At 75.5% G+C, this 22,623-nt stretch carries 21 protein-coding genes; 11 read left to right on the top strand and 10 right to left on the bottom strand.

Annotated features, from left to right (window positions below):
- Positions 1-23: 23 nt before the first annotated feature.
- Positions 24-707: an MtrAB system response regulator MtrA gene (mtrA, locus tag CPE01_RS04565; RefSeq protein ID WP_146805447.1), complete on the bottom strand. Its 684-nt coding sequence runs from the start codon at positions 705-707 to the stop codon at positions 24-26.
- 174 nt (positions 708-881) lie between these two features.
- On the opposite strand from mtrA, the gene CPE01_RS04560 reads away from it, so the two are divergent.
- The 5 genes from CPE01_RS04560 to CPE01_RS04540 all read left to right on the top strand — a co-directional run bounded on the left by CPE01_RS04560 (position 882) and on the right by CPE01_RS04540 (position 6,729).
- Entirely contained in the window at positions 882-2,270 is a 1,389-nt protein-coding gene (locus CPE01_RS04560) for a hypothetical protein (protein WP_146805446.1), read from the top strand.
- Positions 2,267-2,980: a DUF4129 domain-containing protein gene (locus tag CPE01_RS04555; protein WP_246783740.1), complete on the top strand. Its 714-nt coding sequence runs from the start codon at positions 2,267-2,269 to the stop codon at positions 2,978-2,980. Before CPE01_RS04560 ends, CPE01_RS04555 begins: the two co-directional genes overlap by 4 nt.
- Positions 2,977-4,185, top strand: a complete 1,209-nt coding sequence (locus CPE01_RS04550; protein ID WP_146805445.1) for a DUF4350 domain-containing protein — start codon at positions 2,977-2,979, stop codon at positions 4,183-4,185. The genes CPE01_RS04555 and CPE01_RS04550 overlap by 4 nt, the downstream gene beginning before the upstream one ends.
- A 122-nt stretch (positions 4,186-4,307) precedes the next feature.
- Positions 4,308-5,378 carry an AAA family ATPase gene (locus CPE01_RS04545; protein ID WP_371861982.1) on the top strand — a complete coding sequence of 357 codons (1,071 nt, stop codon included), beginning with the start codon at positions 4,308-4,310 and terminating at the stop codon, positions 5,376-5,378.
- A 10-nt stretch (positions 5,379-5,388) separates the two neighbouring features.
- Positions 5,389-6,729: a DUF58 domain-containing protein gene (locus CPE01_RS04540; RefSeq protein WP_146805444.1), complete on the top strand. Its 1,341-nt coding sequence runs from the start codon at positions 5,389-5,391 to the stop codon at positions 6,727-6,729.
- A gap of 93 nt (positions 6,730-6,822) precedes the next feature.
- Here CPE01_RS04540 and CPE01_RS04535 read toward each other — a convergent pair whose 3' ends face one another.
- A complete protein-coding gene (locus CPE01_RS04535; protein WP_146805443.1) occupies positions 6,823-7,812 on the bottom strand; it encodes a stage II sporulation protein M in 990 nt (329 codons plus the stop codon).
- Between the two features lie 94 nt (positions 7,813-7,906).
- On the opposite strand from CPE01_RS04535, the gene CPE01_RS04530 reads away from it, so the two are divergent.
- On the top strand, positions 7,907-8,725 hold the full coding sequence (locus tag CPE01_RS04530; RefSeq protein WP_146805442.1) for an RDD family protein: 819 nt from the start codon (positions 7,907-7,909) through the stop codon (positions 8,723-8,725).
- Between the two features lie 53 nt (positions 8,726-8,778).
- On the opposite strand, the gene CPE01_RS04525 is transcribed toward CPE01_RS04530, so the two are convergent.
- From CPE01_RS04525 to CPE01_RS04505, 5 genes are all read right to left on the bottom strand, one after another.
- A complete protein-coding gene (locus CPE01_RS04525; RefSeq protein ID WP_146805441.1) occupies positions 8,779-9,690 on the bottom strand; it encodes a cation diffusion facilitator family transporter in 912 nt (303 codons plus the stop codon).
- Positions 9,691-9,736: 46 nt separating this feature from the next.
- Positions 9,737-9,946, bottom strand: coding sequence for a Trm112 family protein (locus CPE01_RS04520; RefSeq protein WP_146805440.1), 210 nt, complete (start codon positions 9,944-9,946; stop codon positions 9,737-9,739).
- Positions 9,943-11,463 (bottom strand): phosphomannomutase/phosphoglucomutase, encoded by a 1,521-nt coding sequence (locus CPE01_RS04515; RefSeq protein WP_146805439.1) that lies wholly within the window; start codon positions 11,461-11,463, stop codon positions 9,943-9,945. The genes CPE01_RS04520 and CPE01_RS04515 overlap by 4 nt, the downstream gene beginning before the upstream one ends.
- A gap of 82 nt (positions 11,464-11,545) precedes the next feature.
- Entirely contained in the window at positions 11,546-11,818 is a 273-nt protein-coding gene (locus CPE01_RS04510) for a hypothetical protein (RefSeq protein WP_146805438.1), read from the bottom strand.
- A gap of 3 nt (positions 11,819-11,821) precedes the next feature.
- Positions 11,822-12,229 (bottom strand): DUF3499 domain-containing protein, encoded by a 408-nt coding sequence (locus CPE01_RS04505; protein WP_146805437.1) that lies wholly within the window; start codon positions 12,227-12,229, stop codon positions 11,822-11,824.
- 169 nt (positions 12,230-12,398) lie between these two features.
- Here CPE01_RS04505 and CPE01_RS04500 point away from each other — a divergent pair, with 169 nt between their 5' ends.
- On the top strand, positions 12,399-12,884 hold the full coding sequence (locus CPE01_RS04500) for a metallopeptidase family protein (RefSeq protein ID WP_246783739.1): 486 nt from the start codon (positions 12,399-12,401) through the stop codon (positions 12,882-12,884).
- 11 nt (positions 12,885-12,895) lie between these two features.
- On the opposite strand, the gene CPE01_RS04495 is transcribed toward CPE01_RS04500, so the two are convergent.
- From CPE01_RS04495 to CPE01_RS16880, 3 genes are all read right to left on the bottom strand, one after another.
- Positions 12,896-14,458 (bottom strand): DUF5719 family protein, encoded by a 1,563-nt coding sequence (locus tag CPE01_RS04495; RefSeq protein WP_146805435.1) that lies wholly within the window; start codon positions 14,456-14,458, stop codon positions 12,896-12,898.
- Complete coding sequence (locus CPE01_RS04490; RefSeq protein WP_146805434.1) at positions 14,455-18,183, bottom strand: glycosyltransferase; 3,729 nt, start codon at positions 18,181-18,183, stop codon at positions 14,455-14,457. The genes CPE01_RS04495 and CPE01_RS04490 overlap by 4 nt, the downstream gene beginning before the upstream one ends.
- A 127-nt stretch (positions 18,184-18,310) precedes the next feature.
- Positions 18,311-18,658 (bottom strand): WhiB family transcriptional regulator, encoded by a 348-nt coding sequence (locus CPE01_RS16880; protein ID WP_146805433.1) that lies wholly within the window; start codon positions 18,656-18,658, stop codon positions 18,311-18,313.
- Between the two features lie 248 nt (positions 18,659-18,906).
- Between CPE01_RS16880 and CPE01_RS04480 the strand changes: the two genes are divergently transcribed.
- The 4 genes from CPE01_RS04480 to CPE01_RS04465 all read left to right on the top strand — a co-directional run bounded on the left by CPE01_RS04480 (position 18,907) and on the right by CPE01_RS04465 (position 22,550).
- The gene (locus CPE01_RS04480; protein ID WP_146805432.1) at positions 18,907-19,737 is read left to right on the top strand and encodes a TIGR03089 family protein; all 831 of its coding nucleotides are present in this window, start codon (positions 18,907-18,909) and stop codon (positions 19,735-19,737) included.
- Between the two features lie 136 nt (positions 19,738-19,873).
- Positions 19,874-20,476, top strand: a complete 603-nt coding sequence (locus tag CPE01_RS04475; protein WP_146805503.1) for an acyltransferase — start codon at positions 19,874-19,876, stop codon at positions 20,474-20,476.
- Positions 20,473-21,564 carry a DegT/DnrJ/EryC1/StrS family aminotransferase gene (locus CPE01_RS04470; RefSeq protein WP_146805431.1) on the top strand — a complete coding sequence of 364 codons (1,092 nt, stop codon included), beginning with the start codon at positions 20,473-20,475 and terminating at the stop codon, positions 21,562-21,564. The genes CPE01_RS04475 and CPE01_RS04470 overlap by 4 nt, the downstream gene beginning before the upstream one ends.
- Positions 21,564-22,550, top strand: a complete 987-nt coding sequence (locus CPE01_RS04465) for a Gfo/Idh/MocA family protein (RefSeq protein WP_146805430.1) — start codon at positions 21,564-21,566, stop codon at positions 22,548-22,550. Before CPE01_RS04470 ends, CPE01_RS04465 begins: the two co-directional genes overlap by 1 nt.
- Positions 22,551-22,623 lie beyond the last annotated feature (73 nt).

Below are 22,623 nucleotides of genomic sequence, written 5' to 3'. Positions count from 1 at the left end.
CCCCCCGGCAGGTACGACGAGCGTCACGTGGGCGTCACGCCCGCCTTGTAGCCGACGCCACGCACGGTCACGACGATCTCGGGCTGCTCGGGGTCGTTCTCGATCTTGCTGCGCAGGCGCTGCACGTGGACGTTGACGAGGCGCGTGTCCGCGGCGTGGCGGTAGCCCCACACCTTCTCGAGCAGCACCTCACGCGTGAAGACCTGCCACGGCTTGCGGGCGAGGGCGACGAGCAGGTCGAACTCGAGCGGGGTGAGCGACACGGGCCGGCCCGCGCGCTCGACCCGGTGACCCGGCACGTCGATCGTGACGTCGCCGATCGTGAGGTGCTCGGGCGCGGGCTCGTCGGTCCGGCGCAGCCGTGCGCGCACGCGGGCGACGAGCTCCTTGGGCTTGAACGGCTTCGAGATGTAGTCGTCGGCACCCGACTCCAGGCCGAGGACGACGTCGACCGTGTCGCTCTTGGCGGTGAGCATGACGATCGGCACGCCGGACTCGGCACGGATCAGGCGGCACACCTCGTTGCCGTCCTTGCCGGGCAGCATGAGGTCCAGCAGGACGAGGTCCGGCTGGGTCTGCCGGAACACGCCCAGCGCCTCGTCGCCGTCCTCGCAGAAGACCGGGTCGAAACCCTCCGACCGCAGCACGATGCCGATCATCTCGGCCAGCGCGATGTCGTCGTCGACCACCAGCACTCGTCCCTTCATGGCGGCATTGTCGCACCGTCAGCCGTGCACTCCGGGCGATCACGCGCGCGCGACCGGGTGGAACTGTCCGTCCGCGACCTGCGGCGTGGCACGATGAGGGCGCGCTCGGCCCTGCCGCGCGCGCAGGGACGACCGGGCGGGTGCCCGGCACGGACGCGAGGGAGCCACGCCACGATGACGGGCCCGCAGGACGCCGACCAGACGCCGACGTGGGCTGCGCCCGGTGGGGCCGGACAGCCCGCCCGCCCCGCGCAGCCCGACCAGCCTCTGCCCCCCGCCGACCAGCCCGCCACCGCGCAGCCTCCTGCCGCGCAGCCTTCTGCAGCACAGCCGCCCGCCGCTCCGAGCTCGTGGGGCACGGTCCCGCCGCCCGCGCCGTACCCGGGCCAGAGCGCGACCCAGCCGACGTACGGCCAGCAGCCGCAGCCTCCGTACGGTCAGCCCGCGCCGTACGGTCAGGCGCCGGGCTACGGCCAGGGCTACGGCCCACCGCAGGACCACGGGCAGCCCCCGCCGTACGGCCAGGTCCCGCCGGGCTACGGACCGGGTACGCCCGGCTACGGACCAGGTGCGCCGGGCTACGGCCCGGGTGCGCCCGGCTACGGTCCCGGCGCCTGGCAGCCGCCCGTCGCGCGGCCGGGGATCATCCCGCTGCGCCCGCTCAACCTGGGTGAGATCCTCGACGGCGCGTTCCGCGCGGTGCGCGCGAACCCGACCGTCATGTTCGGCCTGTCACTGCTCGTCATCGCGGTCGCGGTGCTCCTCAAGGCCGTCCTGACGTGGTACGTCGGCGGGCTCGTCGCCGGGGAGTTCACCGACTGGGCGGACTCGCGCTCGCTCGACACCGGGCTGGACGGCGACACCACGTCGGTCCTCGGCTCGAGCATCGCCCAGCTCGTCACGCTGCCCGTGTCCGCGCTCGCGTCCACCGTGCTCACGGGTCTGCTCATCGTCTCGGTGAGCCGCTCGGTGATCGGCCGCAAGGTCTCGATCTCCGAGGTGCTGCGTTCGGGCCGGGTGTGGCACGTCGTCGGCTTCACGCTCCTGCTCGGGATCGCCACCACGCTCGCGACGGGTGCGCTCGTCGGCGTCGCCGTGCTGCTCGCCCGCTCCGAGAGCTGGGGCCTGTTCGCGCTCTTCGTCGTCCTCGCCGTGCTCGTCGCGATCGTCGGCGGCGTGTGGATCACCGTCCGCACGCTGCTCGTGCCCGCGGCGCTGATGCTCGAGGAGCGCAAGTTCTGGCCCACGGTCGCGCGCGCGTGGCGCCTGACCCGCGGCAGCTTCTGGCGGCTGTTCGGCATCTACCTGCTGACCAGCGTGCTCGTCCAGATCGTCGCGCAGATCATCCTGTACCCCGTGACGCTCGTGCTCATGTTCGTCTTCCCGTCGACCGACCTGCTGAGCTTCGGCGCGATCGCGGTGACCTCGGTGGGCGAGATCCTCGCGCTCACGCTGACGACCGTGTTCATGTCCTCGGTCGTCGCGCTGCTCTACATCGACACGCGCATGCGGCGTGAGGGCCTCGACATCGAGCTCCAGCGCGCCGCGGAGCAGGCCGCGTGACCTGTTCGGCGCTCGCGGTCCGCACGGTCCACGACGCCGTGCGGACGACGCTGCGCGGCGAGCCGCCGCTCACGCCCGACGCCGAGACCGCCCGGCGCTGGGCGCTCGAGGAGCTCGCCCAGCCTGAGTACCGCGACCAGCGCTCGATCCTGCAGCGCGTGCTCGAGTGGTTCATGCGGCAGTTCGAGGACGTCCAGGACAGCGTGCACCTCGACGGCCCGATGGTCGCCCTCGTCGTCGGCGGTGCGATCGTCGTGGCGCTGCTCATCGCCTGGTGGGTCGCCGGTCCGGTCCGCAGCGGGCGGGCGTCGGCCGCGCGCACCGTCCTGGCCCACGACGACGAGCGCACCGCCGCGCAGCTGCGCGAGGCCGCCGACGCCGCGGCACGCGCGGGCGACTGGGAGACCGCCGTGCTCGAGCGGTTCCGCTCGGTCGTGCGCGACCTCGAGGAGCGCGCGGTGCTGGACGAACGCCCCGGGCGCACCGCGCACGAGACGACCGTCGACGCCGGGGCGCGCCTGCCCGACGTCGCGGGCGCGCTCGGTGACGCGGGCGCGCTGTTCGACGACGTCGCGTACGGCGGCCGGCACGCCTCGGAGGCCGACGACGCGCACCTGCGGGCCTGGGCCGCGGCGATCGGCTCGGCGCGCCCCCTCACGCCGGGCACGACGAGCGGGCCTCGCGGCCCCGTCGAGACGGTGCCGCGATGACGACGACCACGCCCGCACCCGCACCGCCCACGGGCGTCGTCGGCGACGGCACGACCGCGCGCTCGCGCGCGTCACGACGCTGGCGGCGGGCCCGGTTCCCGCTCGCGATCGGCGCGGTCCTCGTCGTGATCGGCCTGCTCGCGGCGCTGCCCGAGCCCCGGACGTCCTCGACGCCCCTGGCTCCCGACAACCCCGCACCCGTCGGGTCGCGCGCGCTCGCGCAGATCCTGGGCGACCACGGTGTCCGGGTCGAGTACACGCAGCGGTTCGCCGACGTGCTCGACGCCGACCGGCCCGGGCTGACCGTCGCGGTGCTCGGCGACACCATGCTCCTGGACGACCAGGTCGAGGCGCTGCGCGACATGGACGCCGACCTCGTGCTCGTCGACGCGCCCTGGGCGGCCTCGGTCGTCGCGGGCGTCGAGGCCGGCTACTCGGATGCGGGCGACGACGAGCGGTCCCCCTCGTGCGACGACCCGGATGCGCTGGCGGCGGGCACGATCGTCACGTCCGGCACGCTGTCCGCGGGAGCGGCCTCTTCCGGCGTGACGCTGTGCTTCCCCGCGTCGGGCGACCCTGCGGGCACGGGCGCCTACGCCGTGACCGAGGTCGACGGCCGACGCGTCGCCGTGCTCGCGGGAGCCGAGCTGCTCACGAACCGCTCGCTCGCCACGGCGGGCAACGCAGCCCTCGCGCTGCGGGTGCTCGGCCGCGGCGAGGACCTCGTCTGGTACATCCCCTCCTGGCAGGACCCGTGGAACGGGTCGACCTCCGACGACGACGCACCCACCTCGACGATGCCGCCCTGGACGGGCCCGCTGATGCTCATGCTCGGCCTCGTCGCGCTCGTGGCCGCCGTCTGGCGCGGGCGCCGGTTCGGACCGCTCGTCGTCGAGCGGCTGCCCGTCGTCGTGCGCTCGGGCGAGACCACGCGCGGGCGTGGGCGCCTGTACCGGCGCGGTCGGGCGCACGGCCACGCCGCCGCCGCCCTGCGCGCCGCGGCGGCCTCCCGCTGCGCCACCCGGCTGGGGCTGCCACGCTCGGCGGGCGCGGCCGAGCTCGTCGACGCGATCGCCCACGCCGTCGGACGCGACCCCCGCCAGGTCGCCGACCTGCTGTACGGACCACCACCCCACGACGACCCCGGCCTGGCTCGCCTGGCCGCGTACCTGGATGACCTGGAGAGCGAGGTTCACCGATCGTGACCGACGACGCCACCGTGCCCCCGAACCCGGCGGGACCCCCACCGGCGCCCGTGCCCACGCCGCAGGTCCCTGCGCCCGCGCCGACGACCGGGCTGCCGGTCACGCCCCCGATCGTGCCGACCGTGGTCCCGACGACGCCGTCGCCCTTCGGCACGCCGACGCCGGGCCCTGCTCCGGCGCCGGCGGCGCAGACCCCGAGCGTGCAGACCCCGGACGCGCCCACCCCCGACGCGCCGGCCCCCAGCGTCGCGCTCCGGCAGGCGCTCGCCGGGGTGCGGGCCGAGGTCGCCAAGGCGGTCGTCGGGCAGGACGCGGCCGTCTCCGGGCTCGTCATCGCGCTGCTGTGCCGCGGCCACGTGCTGCTCGAGGGCGTCCCCGGCGTCGCCAAGACGCTGCTCGTGCGGACGCTCGCCGCGAGCCTGGACCTCGACACCAAGCGCGTGCAGTTCACGCCCGACCTCATGCCGGGCGACGTCACCGGCTCGCTCGTGTACGACGCGCGCACCGCGGAGTTCTCCTTCCGCGAGGGCCCCGTGTTCACGAACCTGATGCTCGCTGACGAGATCAACCGCACGCCCCCCAAGACCCAGGCGTCGCTGCTCGAGGCCATGGAGGAGCGTCAGGTCTCCGTCGACGGCGTGCCACGCCGTCTGCCCGACCCGTTCCTCGTCATCGCCACGCAGAACCCCGTCGAGTACGAGGGCACGTACCCGCTGCCCGAGGCACAGCTCGACCGCTTCCTGCTCAAGCTCACGCTGCCGCTCCCGGAGCGCGAGGACGAGGTCGAGGTGCTCGCGCGGCACGCCGCGGGCTTCGACCCGCGTGACCTGGCGGCGGCGGGCGTGCGACCCGTGGCCGACCGGACGGTGCTCGAGCGCGCCCGCGCCGAGGTGCAGCAGGTGCAGGTGGCGCGCGAGGTGCTGGGGTACGCGGTCGACGTGTGCCGCGCGACGCGCCAGTCGCCGTCGCTGTCGCTCGGGGTCTCGCCGCGTGGCGCGACCGCGCTGCTGGCCACCGCGCGCGCGTGGGCGTGGCTGTCCGGCCGCGGCTACGTGACGCCCGACGACGTCAAGGCGCTCGCGCACCCGACGCTGCGGCACCGCGTGCAGCTGCGCGCCGAGGCCGAGCTCGAGGGCGTGACCGCCGAGACCGTGCTGGACACCGTCCTGGCGTCGGTCCCGGTGCCCCGCTGACGGGCCGGCAGTGGCGCTGACCTGGCGGGCCGTGCTGCTCGCCGCGCTCGGGATCCCCGTGGTCCTGCTCGTCCCGCTCACCGGGACCGTGATCGTGTGGGCCGCGTTCGTCGCCGTGGCGTGCACGGTCGACGCGATGCTGGCGGCCTCGCCGCGGCAGGTCGCCGTCGCGCGTGACGTGCCGACCTCGGTGCGCGTCGACGAGCCCGCGTCGTGCACGGTCACGCTCACGAACGTGGGCCGGCGGCGGCTGCGGGCGCGCGTGCGCGACGCCTGGCCGCCGTCTGCGGGGGTCCTCGCGGCCGCCGGCGTGACGCCCGGCGCGGACGGCACGCCGCGCACGCACCCCGATCGCCACGACGTCGACATCGCACCCGGCGACGCGCGTCGGGTGCGGACCGCGTTGCGCCCCGTGCGACGCGGGGACGTGCACGCGGACCGCGTGACGATCCGCGCGTTCGGCCCCCTCGGGCTCGCGGGACGCCAGGCGTCCGTCACCGTGCCCGCACGCCTGCGGGTCCTGCCGCCGTTCCGCTCGCGCCGGCACCTGCCGTCCCGGCTGGCCCGCCTGCGCGAGCTCGACGGGCGCGCCGCCGTGCAGGTCCGGGGCGCCGGGACCGAGTTCGACTCGCTGCGCGAGTACGTGATCGGTGACGACGTGCGGTCGATCGACTGGCGCGCCTCGGCGCGCCGCGCGGACGTCGTCGTCCGGACGTGGCGGCCTGAGCGGGACCGACGCGTGATGATCGTGCTCGACACGGGCCGCACGTCGGCAGTGCGCGTGCTGGACGAGCCGCGGCTCGACGCCGGCATCGAGGCCGCGCTCCTGCTCGCCGCGCTCGCGCAGCACGCGGGTGACCGCGTCGAGCTGCTCGCGTACGACCGGCGCGTGCGGGCGCGCGTCGCCGGTGCGTCGGGCCCGCGCCTCATGCCCGAGCTCGCCGACCAGCTGGCCGTCGTGCGCCCCGAGCTCGTCGAGACGGACTGGCCGGGCGTGGTCGCGCAGGTGCGCGCGCGGATGTCGCAGCGCGCGCTCGTCGTGCTCGTCACGGCGCTCGAGCCGGCGGTCGTCGAGCACGGCATGCTCGACGCCGTCCCAGGGCTCGCCGAGCGTCACCAGGTCGTCGTCGCGTCGGTGACCGACCCGGAGGTCGCCGCGCTGGCGCGCGGACGGGCGGATGCGACGGAGGTGTTCGACGCGGCCGCCGCCGAGCGCGGGGCGCTCGAACGCGCCGCGGTCGCGGTCCGCCTGCGCCAGCGCCGCGTCGAGGTCGTCGAGGGTCTGCCCGACGAGCTCGCGCCGCGCCTCGCGGACACCTATCTCGCGCTCAAGGCGGCGGGCCGGCTGTAGCAGCGGGTCTCAGCCGCGGCCGGACCCGAGTGCCGGTCCGGAGGGCCGGACGGGGCCGGGTCGGCTCGCATCCGCTCGGGTCGGCCGGGTGCGTCAGCCCGCGACGGCCAGCGAGTAGCCGGCGCGGTCGGCCTCGAGGTCGCCCGTCTCCCCCGCGCGCACCGCGCGACGGCCGAGCACCAGCGTGTACACCCAGAAGGCCGCGAGCGCGGCCGCGCCGATGAGGATCTTGACCCACCACAGCAGGTCGGACCCGGTGACGAAGCCCTCGACCAGGCCCGACAGCGCGAGCACCCCGACGAGCCCGATCGCCGCGGTGAACAGCGCACGCGCCTCCTCGGCGAGCGCACGCCCGCGCGTGCGCGGACCGGGCGCGAGCCACGCCCAGAACACCTTCAGCCCGGCGGCGCCCGCGACGAACACGGCGGTCAGCTCGAGCATGCCGTGGGGCGCGATGAGGGTGAGGAACACGTCGAGGGCGTCGTGCGCCGCCATCATCCCGCCGATGTTCCCGACCGAGACGGCGTTGGCCCACATGAAGTACACGGGGCCGACGCCCGTGATGCCGGTCCCGATGCAGAGCGCCGTGAGCAGCGCGTTGTGCGTCCACACGGTCGCCGCGAACCCGATGCCGGGGTCGTAGTAGGACGCGAACGCGTTGTCGACGTACTCGCGCTGCGCGGCCGGCGGCATGAGCGCGTCCAACGCGTCGGGGTTCGTCGCGACCCACACGCCGGCGACGACCGCGACCGCGAGGAACGCGACCATCACGCCCACGGTCCACCACCGCAGGCGGTAGAAGACCGCGGGGACGGTCGAGACGACGAACCGCACGACGTCGCGCCACGACGGCTCGTGCGTCCCGGCGATCGCCGCGCGCGCCCGGGCCACGAGCTGCGACAGGCGCGTGACCGTCTCGGGGTCGGGTGCGGCCGACCGGATCGTCGACAGGTCCGTCGCGGCCGCCTGGTAGAGGCGCACGAGCTCGTCCGCCTCGGCGCCCGTACGTCGTCGCGCGCGGGTCAGCTCGTCGAGCCGCTGCCACGACGCCGCGTGCACCGCCTGGTAGGCGTCGAGGTCCATGCGCTCAGCCTGCCATCCCTGCGACCGGCTAGGGTGCACCTCGCGATGGTCACCTCGCCGCGAGGTGCACCGGACGCACGACGAGGAGGACCGCGTGGACACCATCGTCATCGGCGAGGGCGTCGAGCTCGACGCCCGGCCGGCGTCGGCCGTCTCACGTCTCCTGGGCGCGCTGATCGACCTCGTGGTGCTCGCGGTCGTCCTGATCGTCATCGGCGTGGTCCTGGCGAGCGTCATGCGCTCGGCGGTCTCGGAGGCCGTGGCGAACGTGGGTGGCACGCTCGCGATCGCCGCGGTCCTGATCGTGCTGCCGACGACCGTCGACACGCTCACGCGCGGACGCACGCTGGGCAAGCTCGCGGTGGGCATCCGCATCGTGCGCGACGACGGCGGCCCGATCGTGTTCCGCCAGGCGTTCGTGCGCGCGCTCGTCGGTGTGGTGGAGCTCTGGCTCACGTTCGGCTCGATCGCGCTGATCTGCTCGATCGTCCACCCGCAGGGCAAGCGCGTGGGCGACATCCTCGCCGGCACGTACGCGGTCCGCGTGCGGGGCGGTGCGCGCCCGCGCGAGGTCCTCGTCATGCCGCCGCACCTGGCGGCGTGGGCGCGCACCGCCGACATCGCGCGCCTGCCCGACGGGCTCGCCCTGTCGGTCCGGCAGTTCCTGGGCCGGGCGCCGCGCCTGCACCCCGCGTCGCGCGTCGAGCTCGGCACGCGCCTGACGCACGAGGTGCAGCGCTACGTGCGGCCGCTGCCCGCGCCCGGTACGCACCCGGAGGCCTTCCTGGCTGCCGTGCTCGCCGAGCGCCGCGACCGTGAGCTCGTCGCCGAGCACCGCGCGAGCGCACGGCGCGACCAGGAGGCCGCGCTGCTGCACCGGCTGCCGCACGAGGTGCCCGACCCGCCGTCCTGACACCCACCGCCGGGAGCACAGCCGCGCCCGGCGACCCGCGGCGAGAGCGGGAGCTACTCGCGCCGCAGGTCGGGCTCGAGGTAGATCACGGTCGCGCTCGGCTCGGCCGCGCGCACGCGGGTCTCCGCGCGGTCGATCGCGTGGGCGACGTCGCCCGCGGACGTCGCGGCAGGCACCTCGATCTTCGCCGCGACGAGGATCTCCTCCGGTCCGAGGTGCAGCGTGCGCAAGTGGATGACGGACGTGACGCCCTCCCCCACGAGCGCGCCCCGGATGCGTGCGACGGACTCCTTGGTCGCCGACTCGCCGAGCAGGAGCGAACGCGTCTCCATGGCGAGCACGACGGCGATCACCACGAGCAGCACGCCGATGCCCGCGGTACCGACCGCGTCCCAGCGGCCGTCGTCGGTCACGAGCGTCATGCTCACGCCGAACAGCGCGAGCACGAGGCCGATCAGCGCGCCGAAGTCCTCGAGCAGGACGACGGGCAGCTCGGGCGCCTTCGCCGTCCGGATGAACGACACCCAGGACTGCGTGCCGCGCACCTGGTTCGACTCGTGGATCGCGGTGCGGAACGAGAACGACTCGAGCGTGATCGCGACCAGGAGCACCACGACGGGCACCCAGTGCCACGACTCGATCGGGTGCGGGTCGGCCCACTTGTGCCACGCCTCGTACAGCGCGAACAGGCCACCGAGCGAGAACAGCACGATCGAGACGATGAACGCGTAGAGGTAGCGCTCACGCCCGTACCCGAACGGGTGCTCCTCGTCGGCCGCGCGCCGGGCACGCTTCCCGCCGACCAGCAGCAGGATCTGGTTGCCGGAGTCCGCCAGCGAGTGCACGCCCTCGGCGAGCATCGAGCTCGAGTGCGTCAGGAGGTACGCGATGAACTTCGTGATCGCGATGCCCAGGTTCGCCGCGAGTGCCGCGACGATCGCCTTGTTGCCGCCCGAGTGCGCCATGCGCCCGTTCCCCTCTCCGTCAGGTCCCGGGACACCCTAGCGGCGCTCAGGCAGGCGTCGCCGCCGACTCCAGGAGCACCGGGATGCCGTCCCGCACGGGGTAGCGCAACGGACGCTCCGGATCGGTCGAGACGAGCACCGGGTTGCCCTCGTCGTCGGTCCCGTCGACGAGCGTCGCACCGGTCACGGGGCAGCGCAGCAGCTCGCGCGCCCAGGACTCGAGCCCACCCGGGACGGCCGTCAGGTCCTCGCTCATGCCGTGGCTCCCGTCTCGTCGGACGTCTCGTCGGAGCCCTGGTCGGGCTCCTGCGCGTACGCGGGCTCGCCCTGCCGGACCAGGGACAGCACGTCGTCGCGCACCTTGATCATGATGTCCTCGTCGGCCGCCTCGACGTTGAGCCGCAGCAGCGGCTCGGTGTTCGAGGCGCGCAGGTTGAACCACCACTGCGGGTGGCCGTCCCAGTGCGAGACCGTCAGGCCGTCGAGCTCGTCGACCTCGACCGGGCCCGCGCCCTGCTGCGTGACGTACGCCTCGACGACGCGGCCCCGCGCCTCGGGCACGGACGTCACGCGCGAGTTGATCTCGCCCGACGCGACGTACGGCTGGTACGCGTCCGAGAGCGCCGACAGCGGGTGCGGCTGGCTGCCGAGGGCGGCCAGCACGTGCAGCGCCGCGAGCATGCCGGTGTCCGCGAAGAAGAAGTCGCGGAAGTAGTAGTGCGCACTGTGCTCGCCGCCGAACACCGCCTCGTGCTCGGCCATCTGCGCCTTGATGAACGAGTGGCCGACGCGCGTGCGGACGGTCGTGGCACCCGCGGCCTGCAGCAGGTCCGGCACGACACGCGACGAGATGAGGTTGTGGATCACGGTCGGCGTACGCCCCGCGGCCTGCTCGCGCGCGACCTCCCGCAGCCCGACGAGCGCGGTGATCGCCGACGGCGAGACCGGGTCGCCCTTCTCGTCGACGACGAAGCAGCGGTCGGCGTCGCCGTCGAACGCCAGGCCGATGTCCGCCCCGTGCTCGACGACCGCGTGCTGCAGGTCGACGAGGTTCGCCGGCTCGAGCGGGTTCGCCTCGTGGTTCGGGAACGTGCCGTCGAGCTCGAAGTACAGCGGGACGACCTCGAGCGGCAGCTCCGGCAGACCCGCGGCCGTGCCGAGCACCGCCGGCGCGGTGAAGCCGCCCATGCCGTTGCCCGCGTCGACGACGACCTTGAGCGGACGGATGCCGGACAGGTCGACGAGCGAGCGCAGGAACTGCGCGTACTCGGTCAGCATGTCGCGCGACGTGACCGAGCCGCGCTCGTCGTCGGCGACCTGCGGCACCTCGCCGCCGAGGTAGTCGCCCGCGAGGTCGCGCACCGCCGCGAGACCGGAGTCCTGGCCGACCGGGCGGGCACCTGCGCGGCACAGCTTGATGCCGTTGTACTGCGCGGGGTTGTGGCTCGCGGTGAACATCGCGCCGGGCACGTCGAGGCGGCCCGACGCGAAGTACAGGCCGTCGGTCGAGGCCAGGCCGATCGTCACGACGTCCACGCCGCGCGCCGTCAGGCCGTCGGCGAAGCCCGCGACGAGCTCGGGGCCGGACGGGCGCATGTCGTTGCCGATCACCACGGTCGGGCGGCTGCCCGCGGGCGTCTCGGGGATCACGACGACGTCGGCGAAGGCGGCGCCGATCGCGCGGGTCACGTGCGCGTCGAGCTCGTCCGGGACGACCCCTCGCACGTCGTAGGCCTTGATGAACGCGGACAGGTCGACTCGTTCGGCACTCACCGCGGCATCGTATCGGGCCCGCACGCCCCGCTCGTGCGCGCGGCGCCCCGGCACGGCGACAGCACGTCCGTCGCGGAGCCGGTCAGCCCAGGCCGGTGACCTCGGCGCGGGAGAGCGGCGTGCCGTCGCCCTCGAGCGCGAACCAGTTGGTGACCTCGCACGAGGGGCACGACACGAACGTCGCCTGCCGGCCGTCGGGCAGGGCCATGCGGATGCGGGTCAGCCGGCGCTCGCCGCAGCCCAGGCACGCCTCGGTGCCGGGCGGAAGCGGTCCCTGGGCCTGGCTGATCGAGCCCAGGGACTCCCGTTGAGCGGCGGCACGAGCGCGGGCCGCATCCCCCTTGCGGCGTGCCACGCGCTAGACCGTTCCCTCGGGTGCGGAGTCGGGCCCGGTGCCCCGCAGCACCCGCAGGTGCCCGCGACGCGGCGCGTCGGCCAGCGCGGCCGGTTCGGGGACCACCGCGGTCGGCCGGGTCGCCGCGACGGGCTCGGGCGTCCGGCCCGCCTCGCGGACAGCGTCGGCGAGGGCCAGCAGGTCGTCACGGCTCGGCGCGAGCGGCTCGAACTCGGGCAGCAGCCGGACGACCTCCCACCCCCGCGGGGCGGTCAGGCGCTCGGCGTGCGGGACGCACAGGTCGTACGAGTGCGGCTCGGCGTGCTGGGCCAGCGGACCGAGCACGGCCGTCGAGTCGGCGTAGACGTAGGTCAGCGTCGCGACCGCCGGGCGGCCGCACGCGGTGCGCGAGCACTGCCGTACGGATCTCACGGGGCGAACCTACCCCCAGTCGGCCGCACCTTCTGCCGTCCACGCCGTGCACGGTGCCGCGCAGCCCCGGATCGCCCGGCCGTGCAGCTCCACCGGGCGCCTCGACCACGGGCGGCGCGGGCACGCACCGGGCGTGGACGCGAGTCGTCAGGCGGATATCGTGCACACGGTGAGCGCACGCCTGCCCGATCGACGAGCACACGACCCCGCCGAGCGCGACGCGCCGGGGCCGGTCCGGCCCGTACGCCGCCGTGACCGCCGGGGCCGCGGGCCGCGCGGTCCGCTCATGCCCGCGACGATGCCCGCGTACCGCACCCGTGCGCAGCGGTTCGACGACCTCGTGCTCGACGCGGTCGAGCACCTCGAGCGGCGGTGGGCGCGTCAGCTGGAAGGCACCGAGTTCGCGGTCGAGGACGTGCCGCCCTCGAACCCCGCACCGTGGGAGCACGGCGGAGTCCCGCTGGGCCGCTACTTCCCCGCGGACTCGGGGCTCCCCGCGCGGATCGTCGTCTACCGGCGCCCCGTCGAGGCGCGCGCGCACGACACGCTGGACCTCGCCGACCTCGTGCGCGACGTCGTCGTCGAGCAGGTCGCCCACATGCTCGGCCGCTCTCCCGAGGACGTCGACCCGACGTACCGCGACGACGGCCGCTGACCCCCGACCGTTCAGCGCGTCCCGAGCCGCGGGTCCTCGCGCACGGTCGTCGCGGTCGTCCCGACCTCGCCCGGCACCGGGACCAGGACCGAGAGCAGGACGCCGTCGCCGCGCGCGACCTGCGCGACGAGCCCGGCCGCGAGCCACGCCCGGCTCTCGTCCGGCACGACCTGCACACCCGTCAGCCGCGTGCCCTCGGGTGCGAGGTCCGCGAGCGTGAGCGCGACCGAGCGCCCCACGGGCAGCTCGACACGCTCCTCGACGACGACCTCGCCGTCCGAGCCCAGCAGGCGCACGTCGGCCGCGGCGACGCCCTCGCGGTCGAGCTCGGCCGAGCGCGCGACCGCACCCAGCACGAGCGTGCCCCGCGCGCGGTCGGGCAGCGCGAGCACCGACTCGTGCGACACGTCGTCGGGCGTCGGTGCCACCGAGGCGACCCAGGCCCGCTCACGCGTCGGCACGCTCGGGTCCTGCGCGGTGGGCTCCCCCGGCCGGGCCAGCATCGCGGCCGCGACGACCGCGTGGTCGGCGTCGACGACGAGCGTGTAGGCCCCCTCCGGCAGCCCGCCGAGCGGGACGTCCGTCACGACCCCGGGCTCGAGGGCGAGCGACTCGGCGCCCGGCAGGTCCTCGACGCCGTCCGGCCCCAGGAGGCGCACGCGCGCCGTCGCGGGGCTGCGACCGGTGACGAGCAGCCGCAGCACGCCCGCGTCGCTGTCGTCGACGTCGGTGGCGAGCACGGACACCCCGGGGATCACCTGACGGCGCGCGGGCTCGGCGCCCGCGACGACGAGGTCGGTGCCGGTCGGCGTGAAGCCGTCGAGCGTCGAGTCCTGGACGAACGCCGTGACGCGGCCGCCCGTGGCCGCGACGTGCACCGCGACGCGGCGTTCCTCGGGGGCGAGCCCGCCGAGCACGACGACCCGCTCGGCGCCGGGCGCGACCAGGTACTGCTCGGTGTCGAGGTCGACCTCGCCCGTCGCCCCGTAGACGTCGAGGTGCACGACCGCGGGCGTCGAGCCGGCGTTCTGCAGCACCAGCAGGGCGGTGGCGCCGAGCTCGGTCGAACCGCCGACGAGCCACGCGTCGGTCGTCGGCGCCTGGCACGAGGCGGCTGCCAGGCCGCGCAGGTCACCCGCGGTCACCAGCGCGGAGCTCGCGGCGGCGAGCGCCGCGGGCAGGTCGGTCGGCTGCGCCTCGACCACGACTGGGCCCGGGGCCTCGCGGACCACGCTGGCGTCCACGCCCTCGGTGAGGTTCGCGAGCGTCTCCGCGCCGGGCAGGTCCACCAGCGCGCCGCCGCCGCTGGACGTGGCGACAGCCACGAGCGACGTGAGCGGGTCCACGGGCACCGGGTCGAACGCCGCGTCGGACTCGCGCTCCTCGGGCAGGACGAGCGGGCCCGCGCACACGAGGCGCGTCGGCGAGGGCGGCACGTCGACGACCGATCCCTCGGACACCGTCTCGCCCGTCGCGGGCGACGGCTGCTGCAGCCCCCACCCGACGGCGGCGACCACGAGGGCCGCGACCGCCGCCCCCGAGACCAGCCGGACCACGCTCGTCGCCGCGCTCATCGGCCCGCCCTCCGTCGTCGCACCGGCATCGCGAGCAGCACCGTCAGGCCCAGCACGAGCGCCTGCGCCGCGAGCCACGTGGTGCGCTGCGGCGCCTCGTGCTCCACGACGAGACGGCCGCTCGCGGCCGGGACCTCGAACGTCTGCCGCCAGCCGTTCGACACCGCGCGCAGCGACCTGCCGCCGAGCGTCGCGCGCCAGTGCGGGTCGGCGCGCTCGGCGAGCACGAGCAGCCGCGGGGTGTCCCCCGCCGCGATCCGCGTGTCGATCGAGCGGCCTCGGGCCTCGACCGCCACGGCCGCCGTGCCCGGGTCCAGGGTGTCCGGGCTCGTGGCGTCCCCTCCGGCGACCAGGCGCGCCCACGCGGTCACGACCGGTGTCGGCTCGCCGCCGCCGGAGGGCAAGGCCGGCTGGACGCGCCACAGGATGCCCGACGCGTTCTGCGTGACCCGCTCGAGCCCCGCGGTCGCGTCGAGCTCGCCGACGAGCGCGTCCCGCGCCCGGTCGGCTGCCGCCTCGTCGTCGTCGGACAGCCCGGCGGGCAGCACCGGGACGAGGACGTCGCTCACCGCGAGCGCCGCGAGCGGGCCCGCCACGTCACCGCTCGCGCCCGTGGCGATCCGCGCGACGAGCGCGTCGATCTCCTGCGTCGCGGCGTCCGGCTCGGCGGCACGCGGCGCGTCACGGCGCCCGGTCAGGTCGAGCGTGCGGACCGTGGCCGCGAGGTCGACGAGCTGCGGGCCGTCCGCGCGCAGCAGCTGCCAGGTCACCGCGCCGTCGCTCGCGTCGCGCGCGAGCGCCAGGATGCGCGACGCGTTCGCCGAGCCCTGCGCCTGGCGGCCGACCGCGGGGACCACGGTGCGGTCCAGCGCGGTCGCGCTCATCGCGGTGCCGTCGCGCACCTGCACGCTCCAGCCGCCGAGCCAGGCCACGGGGACGACGACGGCGGCGACCGTCACGACGCCCACGACGAGCTGGCGCCAGCCGAACGAGTGCCGCGACAGGCGCGTGAGCATGCCGTCCGCGCCGAGCAGCGCGGCTGCCAGGAACCCGAGCATCGCGAGCGAGAGCGCCGGACCGGTCCAGCCGTAGGCCGCGACGCCGTCGTCCAGGCCCACCGGCACGAGCGCGACGAGCGTCGCGGCGCCGAGGCCGAGCGCGGCGACCACCCAGCCGAGCCGCACGCCGCGCGCGACGTCACCGCGCAGCAGCGCGAGCGCGGCCACCGCGACGACGACCGCACCGAGCGCGAGCGGCCAGAACCGGGCGAGGTCGTCCGGGACGGACTCCGGCACGAGCGCCGCCGCGGCCGACGGCAGCCCGAGCAGCCGCTCGACCGCGCCCTCGGGTGCGGTCGCGACGGTCAGCCCGGGGTCGGCCACGAGCAGCCGCAGGCCGTCTCGACCGCGCGAGACGGCCTCGACGAGCAGCGGGCCGAGCACGACGAGCGTGGGACCGAGCGCGAGGACGAGCCGCCGGCGGTGCCGCGGGGCGCACACCGCGGCGACGAGCACCGCGAGCACGCACGGCACGAGCAGCGACGGCGCGCTCGCGACCGCTGCGGCGAGCGCGAGCGACGCGGCCGCGGCGGCCGTGACCGAGCCCGTCGGGCGAGCGGCGCCGACCCAGTCGGCCGCCTGCGGCTCCGGCGCGGGGGCCCCGGCCTGGCCGGGCTCGTCGACCTCCGTCCCGCTCGCCGGGTCACGGCCCTCGCCGTCCTCCCGCACGTCGTGCTCGTCGCGCCCGACGGGGACGGTGCGCTCCTCGTCGCGTGAGTCCGACGAGGACTCGGACGAGGACTCGGCGGACGCGTCGGGGTCGGCGCCGGACGCGGTCACGCCGGTCGACGAGGTCGCCGGGGTCGTGCGGGAGGTCCTGCGGGCGGACCGACCGAGGTCCGCGAGGTCCTCGTCGTCGCCCGGGACGATCACCGTGCCCTCGCGATCCTTCCCGCGGCGGGCCGTCGCGACACCCGAGAGCACGAGGTCGACGCGCTGGACGCCGACGGCGCGCGCGAGACCGAGCGCGACCCACGGGAGCAGGACGTGCGCGAGCACGGGCCCGAGCCGCCCGTCGGCCACGCCGAGCAGCAGCGCGGGCGCACCCGCCCAGACGACGGCCGCCCACGCGCGCAGCGTCACGGAGCGGGTCGCGGCACCCGCCGCGACCCAGGCGCCCAGACCTGCGAGCAGCACGGAGCCGAGCACGACGAGCGCGACTCCCGCGTCCGGCCGCCCGCCCGCGAGCGTCGCCGGCACGACGAGCACGCCGAGGAGCGGGTCCGCGGGTCCGGCCGCGCCGACGCCGCCGGACACCCAGCTCGAGGTCGCTGCGTCCCACACGTCCCCGACGCTCTGGGCGAGCGGGAGCAGCGCACCTCCGACGAGCCGCGCGCCGCTGCCGACCGCGGCCACGAGCGGCCCGAACGCGACCGTCGACACCGCCACCAGGCCGACCGTCACGGCGGCGAGCCCTGCCCGGCGCCTGGTCGCGAGGGCCGCGAGCTCGCGCAGCTCGAGCTCGGACGGCGCCTGCACCACGCGGCGCTCCTCGCGCCGCGCGAGCCGCCTGTCGCGCGCCTGGCGCCACACGTCGCGCCACGTCGCCTGCAGCGGACGCAGCGCGCGACGCCGCAGGCGCCTGGTCGCCCGCGCGCGACGCCGCGCCGCGGCCACGGCGCCGGGACGGGCGAGCGCGGCCAGCGGGCCGCGCAGCTCGTCGACCGCGAGACCGGGCTGCTTGGCGGCGACCTGGACGAGGGAGCGCACGACCGCACCCACGAGCGCGAGCACGACCACGAACGGCACGAGGACCAGCGGCGCGGTGACCAGCCGCTGGTGCGTGAGCGCGCGCCGGCGCGCGGCGAACGAGCGGCGCGGGTCGGCGCTGTCGTCCTCGCCGTCCCCGTCGTCGTCGACCCCGGACGGCGCGACCGACCGCAGCCCCAGGTACCCGGCCTGCGCGTGCCGGACGACGGCCGCGGGCACGACGACGACGCGGTGCCCCGCGAGGCGTGCGCGACGCGACAGGTCCAGGCCGTCGCCGTAGGGGCCGAGCGCGGGGTCGGGACCGCCGAGCTCGTCCCACACGTCGCGCCGCACCAGGGCGCCCGCGAGGCCCACACCGAGCACGTCCTCACGCGCGTCGTGCTGGCCCTGGTCGAGCTCGCCGGGCTCGACGTCGGTCATGCGACGCCCGGAGCGCGCGGTGCGGACACCGACCTCGATGAGCCGGACCGGGTCGGTCCAGGTGTGCTGCTTGGCGCCCGCGACCACGACGGACGGCGCGCGGGCCACGGCGCGCGAGAGCTCGGCGAGCGCCGTCGGCTCGGGTGCGCTGTCGTCGTGCAGCAGCCACAGCCAGGTCGTCGACGGACCGTCGTCGGAGGCGAGCGCGGCCCGCACGGCGTCGCCGAACGTGCGCGCCGCGGGGGCCTGCAGCACCTGCACCTGCGGCGCCGGACCGCCGACGACCGCGAACGCGCGCTCCACGACGAGCGGCAGCGGGTCGCCCACGTGCGCCTCGGCGACGTCGACGACGAGGACGCGTGCGGGCCGCCGGGCCTGCCCCGCGAGAGCCGCGAGGGTCGTGCGGAGGTACGGGGTGGTCCCACGGGTCACGAGGACGGCGGTCACCGACGTCGTCGTCGGGATGGCCCCGGTCGTGGGCGTCGACGGGACCGCGGTGCTCGTCGGGTGGTCCACGGGCGGACGGGTCGCGTTCATGCTCGGGCCATGATGCACGCCCGGCCCGTGCGCGTGGGGAGCGACTCGCCACGCCGTCCGGACCGGACGGACGGGTCGGTCGACCGGGTCGTCACCTCGTCGTAGCGACCCTGCGACCGACGCGCGCTCAGACGACGCGCCGCTTGAGCTTGCGACGCTCGCGCTCGGACAGCCCGCCCCAGATGCCGAACCGCTCGTCGTTCGCGAGTGCGTACTCGAGGCACTCGGCTCGGACGTCGCAGCCCGTGCAGACCTTCTTGGCCTCGCGCGTCGAGCCGCCCTTCTCGGGGAAGAACGCCTCCGGGTCGGTCTGGGCGCACAGCGCGCGCTCCTGCCAGCCCATGGGCCCGTCGTCGTCGGGCGTGCCGAACAGCGACAGGACGTTCGAGGGAGTCTGGGAGACGGGCGCCGCCGGGCGGTGCGCGTCAGTTGGGAACTCGGAGGTGGCCCCGTCACCGTCGAGCAGGTTCCACATGCGTGCCTCCGGCTGATGCTGTTTCTCGGTCAAGGCTCGACCTGAGCGACGCCCCGTCGTCGACCGCCGGGAGACGGTCAGGGCTGCCGCGCCGTGGTGCTCGCGCTCGTTGTCATCGGACAATCTGAATTACACGCGTGTCGTTCGTAGCAGTCAACCGGAGCCATGGTAGTTGTCCCGATTTGTCGGGTGAACTTCTTGCGATCGCCGCCTCGAAGCGTGTCGATCACACGCCTAGGGTGGCGCGCATGACCTCCGAGCGCGTTCCCGCGCCCAGCACCGCACCGACCGACGTGCCCGCGATCCTGCGCCTCCTGACGGCCGACCCGGGGCGTCCGCGGCTCACGTGGTACGGCGACGACGGCGAGCGCGTCGAGCTCTCCGGCGCCGTCCTCGAGAACTGGGTGAACAAGACCACGAACCTCCTCGTCGAGGAGCTCGATGCCGGACCGGGCACGCGCGTCGGGCTCGAGCTGCCCGCGCACTGGCGCACCGTCCTGTGGGCGCTGGCGGCCTGGCGCGCGGGCGCCACCGTCGTCCTGCCGGGTCCCGACGGACACGCGCCGGGCGACCTCGACGTGCTGGTGACGAGCCGGCCGCAGCCCCCGGTCGCGGCGGGGCGCGGGCCCGCGCTCGTCGTCGTGACGCTCGCGGCGCTCGCGCGCCGCGCGGTCGACCGGGTACCCGCGGGCGCGATCGACGCCGCGGCCGCCGTCATGACCTACGGCGACCGGCTCGGCTGGGTCCCACCCGCCGACCCGACGGCTGACGCGCTCGAGCGGGCCGACGCCGCGGCCGTCACGCACGCCGGGCTCGCCACGTGGTGGACCGCGGGCGAGCCGCGCGAGCGCGTCCTGCTCGCGGCCTCGAGCGACGTCGGCGCGTGGCTCGCGCAGGTCGTCGGGTCGCTCGCCGCGGACGGCTCGCTCGTGCTGCTCTCCCCCGCACGCACCGCGCCGCCGGCCGACACGCCGACCGCGGCCGACGACCAGCGCGAGGACGCACAGGGTCGTGCGCGAGCCTGGCTCGCACGTCTCGCGGCCGACGAGCGCGTCACGCGCGAGCTGGTCGGGACGTGACGAGGACGACGTCCCCGACGGGGCGTCGCCTGGGACTCCGGTCCCCGGCGACGAGCGCGCCGTCGGTAGGCTGTGGCAGGTCCGGCCGTCGCCGGAACGCCCCCGAGCGGAAAGCTGGCTGGTGAACGTACGCATCATGGCGTCCGCGGACGTCGACCCCACGGCGACCGTCGGCGAAGGCTCCTCGATCTGGCACCTGGCCCAGGTGCGCGACGGAGCGACGATCGGCGAGTCCTGCATCATCGGGCGCGGCGCCTACGTCGGCTCGGGCGTGAGCGTCGGGGACAACTGCAAGATCCAGAACTACGCGCTGGTGTACGAGCCCGCCGTGCTCGAGCCCGGCGTGTTCGTCGGCCCCGCGGCGGTGCTGACCAACGACGAGTTCCCCCGGGCGGTCAACCCGGACGGGACGCCCAAGAGCGCGCACGACTGGCAGGCCGTGGGCGTCACGCTGCGCGAGGGCGCCTCGGTCGGCGCGCGTGCCGTGTGCATCGCACCCGTCACGGTCGGACGCTGGGCGACGGTCGCCGCCGGCGCGGTCGTCACGAAGGACGTCCCCGACTACGCGCTGGTCGCGGGCGTGCCGGCTCGCCGGCTCAAGTGGGTCGGCCGGGCCGGCGTCCCGCTGCAGGACCAAGGAGATGGGACGTACCGCTGCCCCACCACGGGCGAGCTGTACGACGAGCACGAGGGTGTGCTGACGCGACGCGCGTCGGCGGACGAGGAGCTGCACGCATGACCGGAACGACTATCCCCGCGGCCAAGCCGCTGATCGGTGACGAGGAGCGCGCCGCGGTCGACCGCGTGCTGCGCTCCGGCATGATCGCGCAGGGCCCTGAGGTCGCCGCGTTCGAGCGTGAGTTCGGCGAGCAGCTCGTCGGCGGTCGGACGTGCGTCGCCGTGAGCTCGGGCACCACGGGTCTGCACCTCGGCCTGCTCGCCGCGGGGATCGGCCCGGGCGACGAGGTGATCGTGCCGTCCTTCACGTTCGCCGCGACCGCCAACTCGGTGGCGCTGACGGGCGCGACGCCCGTCTTCGCGGACATCGACCCCGAGACGTACTGCCTGGCCGCCGACTCGGTCGCGGCCGCGATCACCGAGCGCACCGCGGCGATCATGCCCGTGCACCTGTACGGGCACCCGGCCGACATGACCGCGCTCGGCGCGCTGGCGCAGGCCCGCGGCGTCCAGCTGTTCGAGGACGCCGCGCAGGCGCACGGCGCGACCTGGCAGGGCGCTCCGGTCGGCTCGTTCGGCACGTTCGGCATGTTCTCGCTCTACCCGACCAAGAACATGACGTCGGGTGAGGGCGGCATGGTCTCGTGCGCGACGCCCGAGGTCGTCCGCCAGGTGCAGCTCCTGCGCAACCAGGGCATGGAGCGGCGCTACGAGAACGAGGTCGTGGGCTTCAACTCGCGCATGACGGACGTGCACGCCGCGATCGGGCGGGTCCAGCTCGGCAAGCTCCCGGCCTGGACCGCGAAGCGGCAGGCGAACGCGACGTTCCTGTCCGAGCACCTCGAGGGCGTGGGCGTCCCCCACGTGGCGCAGGGCGCGACGCACGTGTGGCACCAGTACACGATCCGCGTGCCGCAGGACCGCGACGGCTTCGCCCAGGCGCTGCTGGCGGAGCACGGCGTCGGCTCGGGCGTCTACTACCCGATCCCGAACCACCAGCTGCCCTCGTTCGGCCTCGAGTTCGACCTGCCGGTCACGCGTGAGGCCTGCGAGCAGGTCCTGTCGCTGCCGGTGCACCCGTCGCTGAGCGACGAGGACCTCGAGCGCATCGTCGCCGGCGTCAACGCGGTCGCGAAGGCGGGTGCCTGATGGCCGACCTGCGCGCCGGGCTCATCGGCCTGGGGATGATGGGCCGGCACCACGCGCGCGTGCTGCGCTCGCTCCCGGGCGTCCAGCTCGTCGCCGTGGCCGACCCCGCGGGGGACCCGCACGGCGTCGCGAACGGGCTCCCCGTGGGCTCGTCGGTCGAGGACCTCATCGCGGCAGGCGTCGACTACGTGACGGTCGCGGTGCCGACGACGTTCCACGAGCAGATCGCGATCACGCTCGCCGAGGCGGGCGTGCACGCGCTCGTCGAGAAGCCGCTCGCGCCCGACACGCCGTCCGCGCAGCGCGTCGCCGACGCGTTCGCCTCGCGCGGGCTCGTCGGAGCCGTCGGGCACATCGAGCGGTACAACCCCGCGCTGCAGAACCTGCGCGAGCGCCTCGCCGCGGGTGACCTCGGCGACGTCTACCAGGTCGTGACGCGTCGCCAGGGACCGTTCCCGGCGCGCATCGCCGACGTGGGTGTCGTCAAGGACCTCGCGACGCACGACATCGACCTGACCGCGTGGGTGACGCAGTCGCCGTTCGTCTCGGTCGCCGCGCAGACGTCGCTGCAGAGCGGACGCCAGCACGAGGACATGGTCGCGGTCGTCGGCAAGCTCGCCGACGGCACCGTGACGAGCCACCTCGTGAACTGGTTGTCCCCGTTCAAGGAGCGCGTCACGGTCGTCACCGGTGAGCGCGGCGCGTTCGTCGCCGACACGCTCACGGCCGACCTGACCTTCTACGCCAACGGCACGGTCCCCACGACGTGGGAGTCCATCGCCAAGTTCCGCGGTGTGAGCGAGGGCGACGTGGTGCGGTTCGCGATCCCGAAGCCCGAGCCGCTGCGCACCGAGCACGAGGCGTTCCGCGACGCGGTGCTCGGCAAGGAGGTCGACATCGTCACGATGCAGGACGGTCTCGCGACCGTGCGCGTCGCGGAGGCCGTGCTGGCCTCGGCGGCCTCGGGCACGACGCAGCTCGTCTGAGCGACCCGCTCGGCAGACCCCGGCAGCACGAACGCCCGGTCCCCTCGGGGGCCGGGCGTTCGTCGTGCGGTGG

The organism is Cellulomonas persica (assembly GCF_007989825.1).
In the GTDB taxonomy this organism is placed as follows: domain Bacteria; phylum Actinomycetota; class Actinomycetes; order Actinomycetales; family Cellulomonadaceae; genus Cellulomonas; species Cellulomonas persica.
This window is presented reverse-complemented; position numbering and strand designations above follow the sequence as displayed.

What these genes read in the sequence shown, in the direction of transcription:
- CPE01_RS04465 (WP_146805430.1), top strand. Translation starts at nt 21,564, where the DNA reads ATGGCCGACCTGCGCGCCGGGCTCATCGGCCTGGGGATGATGGGCCGG.
- CPE01_RS04470 (WP_146805431.1), top strand. Translation starts at nt 20,473, where the DNA reads ATGACCGGAACGACTATCCCCGCGGCCAAGCCGCTGATCGGTGACGAG.
- CPE01_RS04520 (WP_146805440.1), bottom strand. Translation starts at nt 9,946, where the DNA reads ATGAGCGAGGACCTGACGGCCGTCCCGGGTGGGCTCGAGTCCTGGGCG.
- CPE01_RS04490 (WP_146805434.1), bottom strand. Translation starts at nt 18,183, where the DNA reads ATGAACGCGACCCGTCCGCCCGTGGACCACCCGACGAGCACCGCGGTC.
- CPE01_RS04560 (WP_146805446.1), top strand. Translation starts at nt 882, where the DNA reads ATGACGGGCCCGCAGGACGCCGACCAGACGCCGACGTGGGCTGCGCCC.
- CPE01_RS04525 (WP_146805441.1), bottom strand. Translation starts at nt 9,690, where the DNA reads ATGGCGCACTCGGGCGGCAACAAGGCGATCGTCGCGGCACTCGCGGCG.
- CPE01_RS04480 (WP_146805432.1), top strand. Translation starts at nt 18,907, where the DNA reads ATGACCTCCGAGCGCGTTCCCGCGCCCAGCACCGCACCGACCGACGTG.
- CPE01_RS04535 (WP_146805443.1), bottom strand. Translation starts at nt 7,812, where the DNA reads ATGGACCTCGACGCCTACCAGGCGGTGCACGCGGCGTCGTGGCAGCGG.
- mtrA (WP_146805447.1), bottom strand. Translation starts at nt 707, where the DNA reads ATGAAGGGACGAGTGCTGGTGGTCGACGACGACATCGCGCTGGCCGAG.
- CPE01_RS16880 (WP_146805433.1), bottom strand. Translation starts at nt 18,658, where the DNA reads ATGTGGAACCTGCTCGACGGTGACGGGGCCACCTCCGAGTTCCCAACT.
- CPE01_RS04495 (WP_146805435.1), bottom strand. Translation starts at nt 14,458, where the DNA reads ATGAGCGCGGCGACGAGCGTGGTCCGGCTGGTCTCGGGGGCGGCGGTC.
- CPE01_RS04475 (WP_146805503.1), top strand. Translation starts at nt 19,874, where the DNA reads ATGGCGTCCGCGGACGTCGACCCCACGGCGACCGTCGGCGAAGGCTCC.
- CPE01_RS04550 (WP_146805445.1), top strand. Translation starts at nt 2,977, where the DNA reads ATGACGACGACCACGCCCGCACCCGCACCGCCCACGGGCGTCGTCGGC.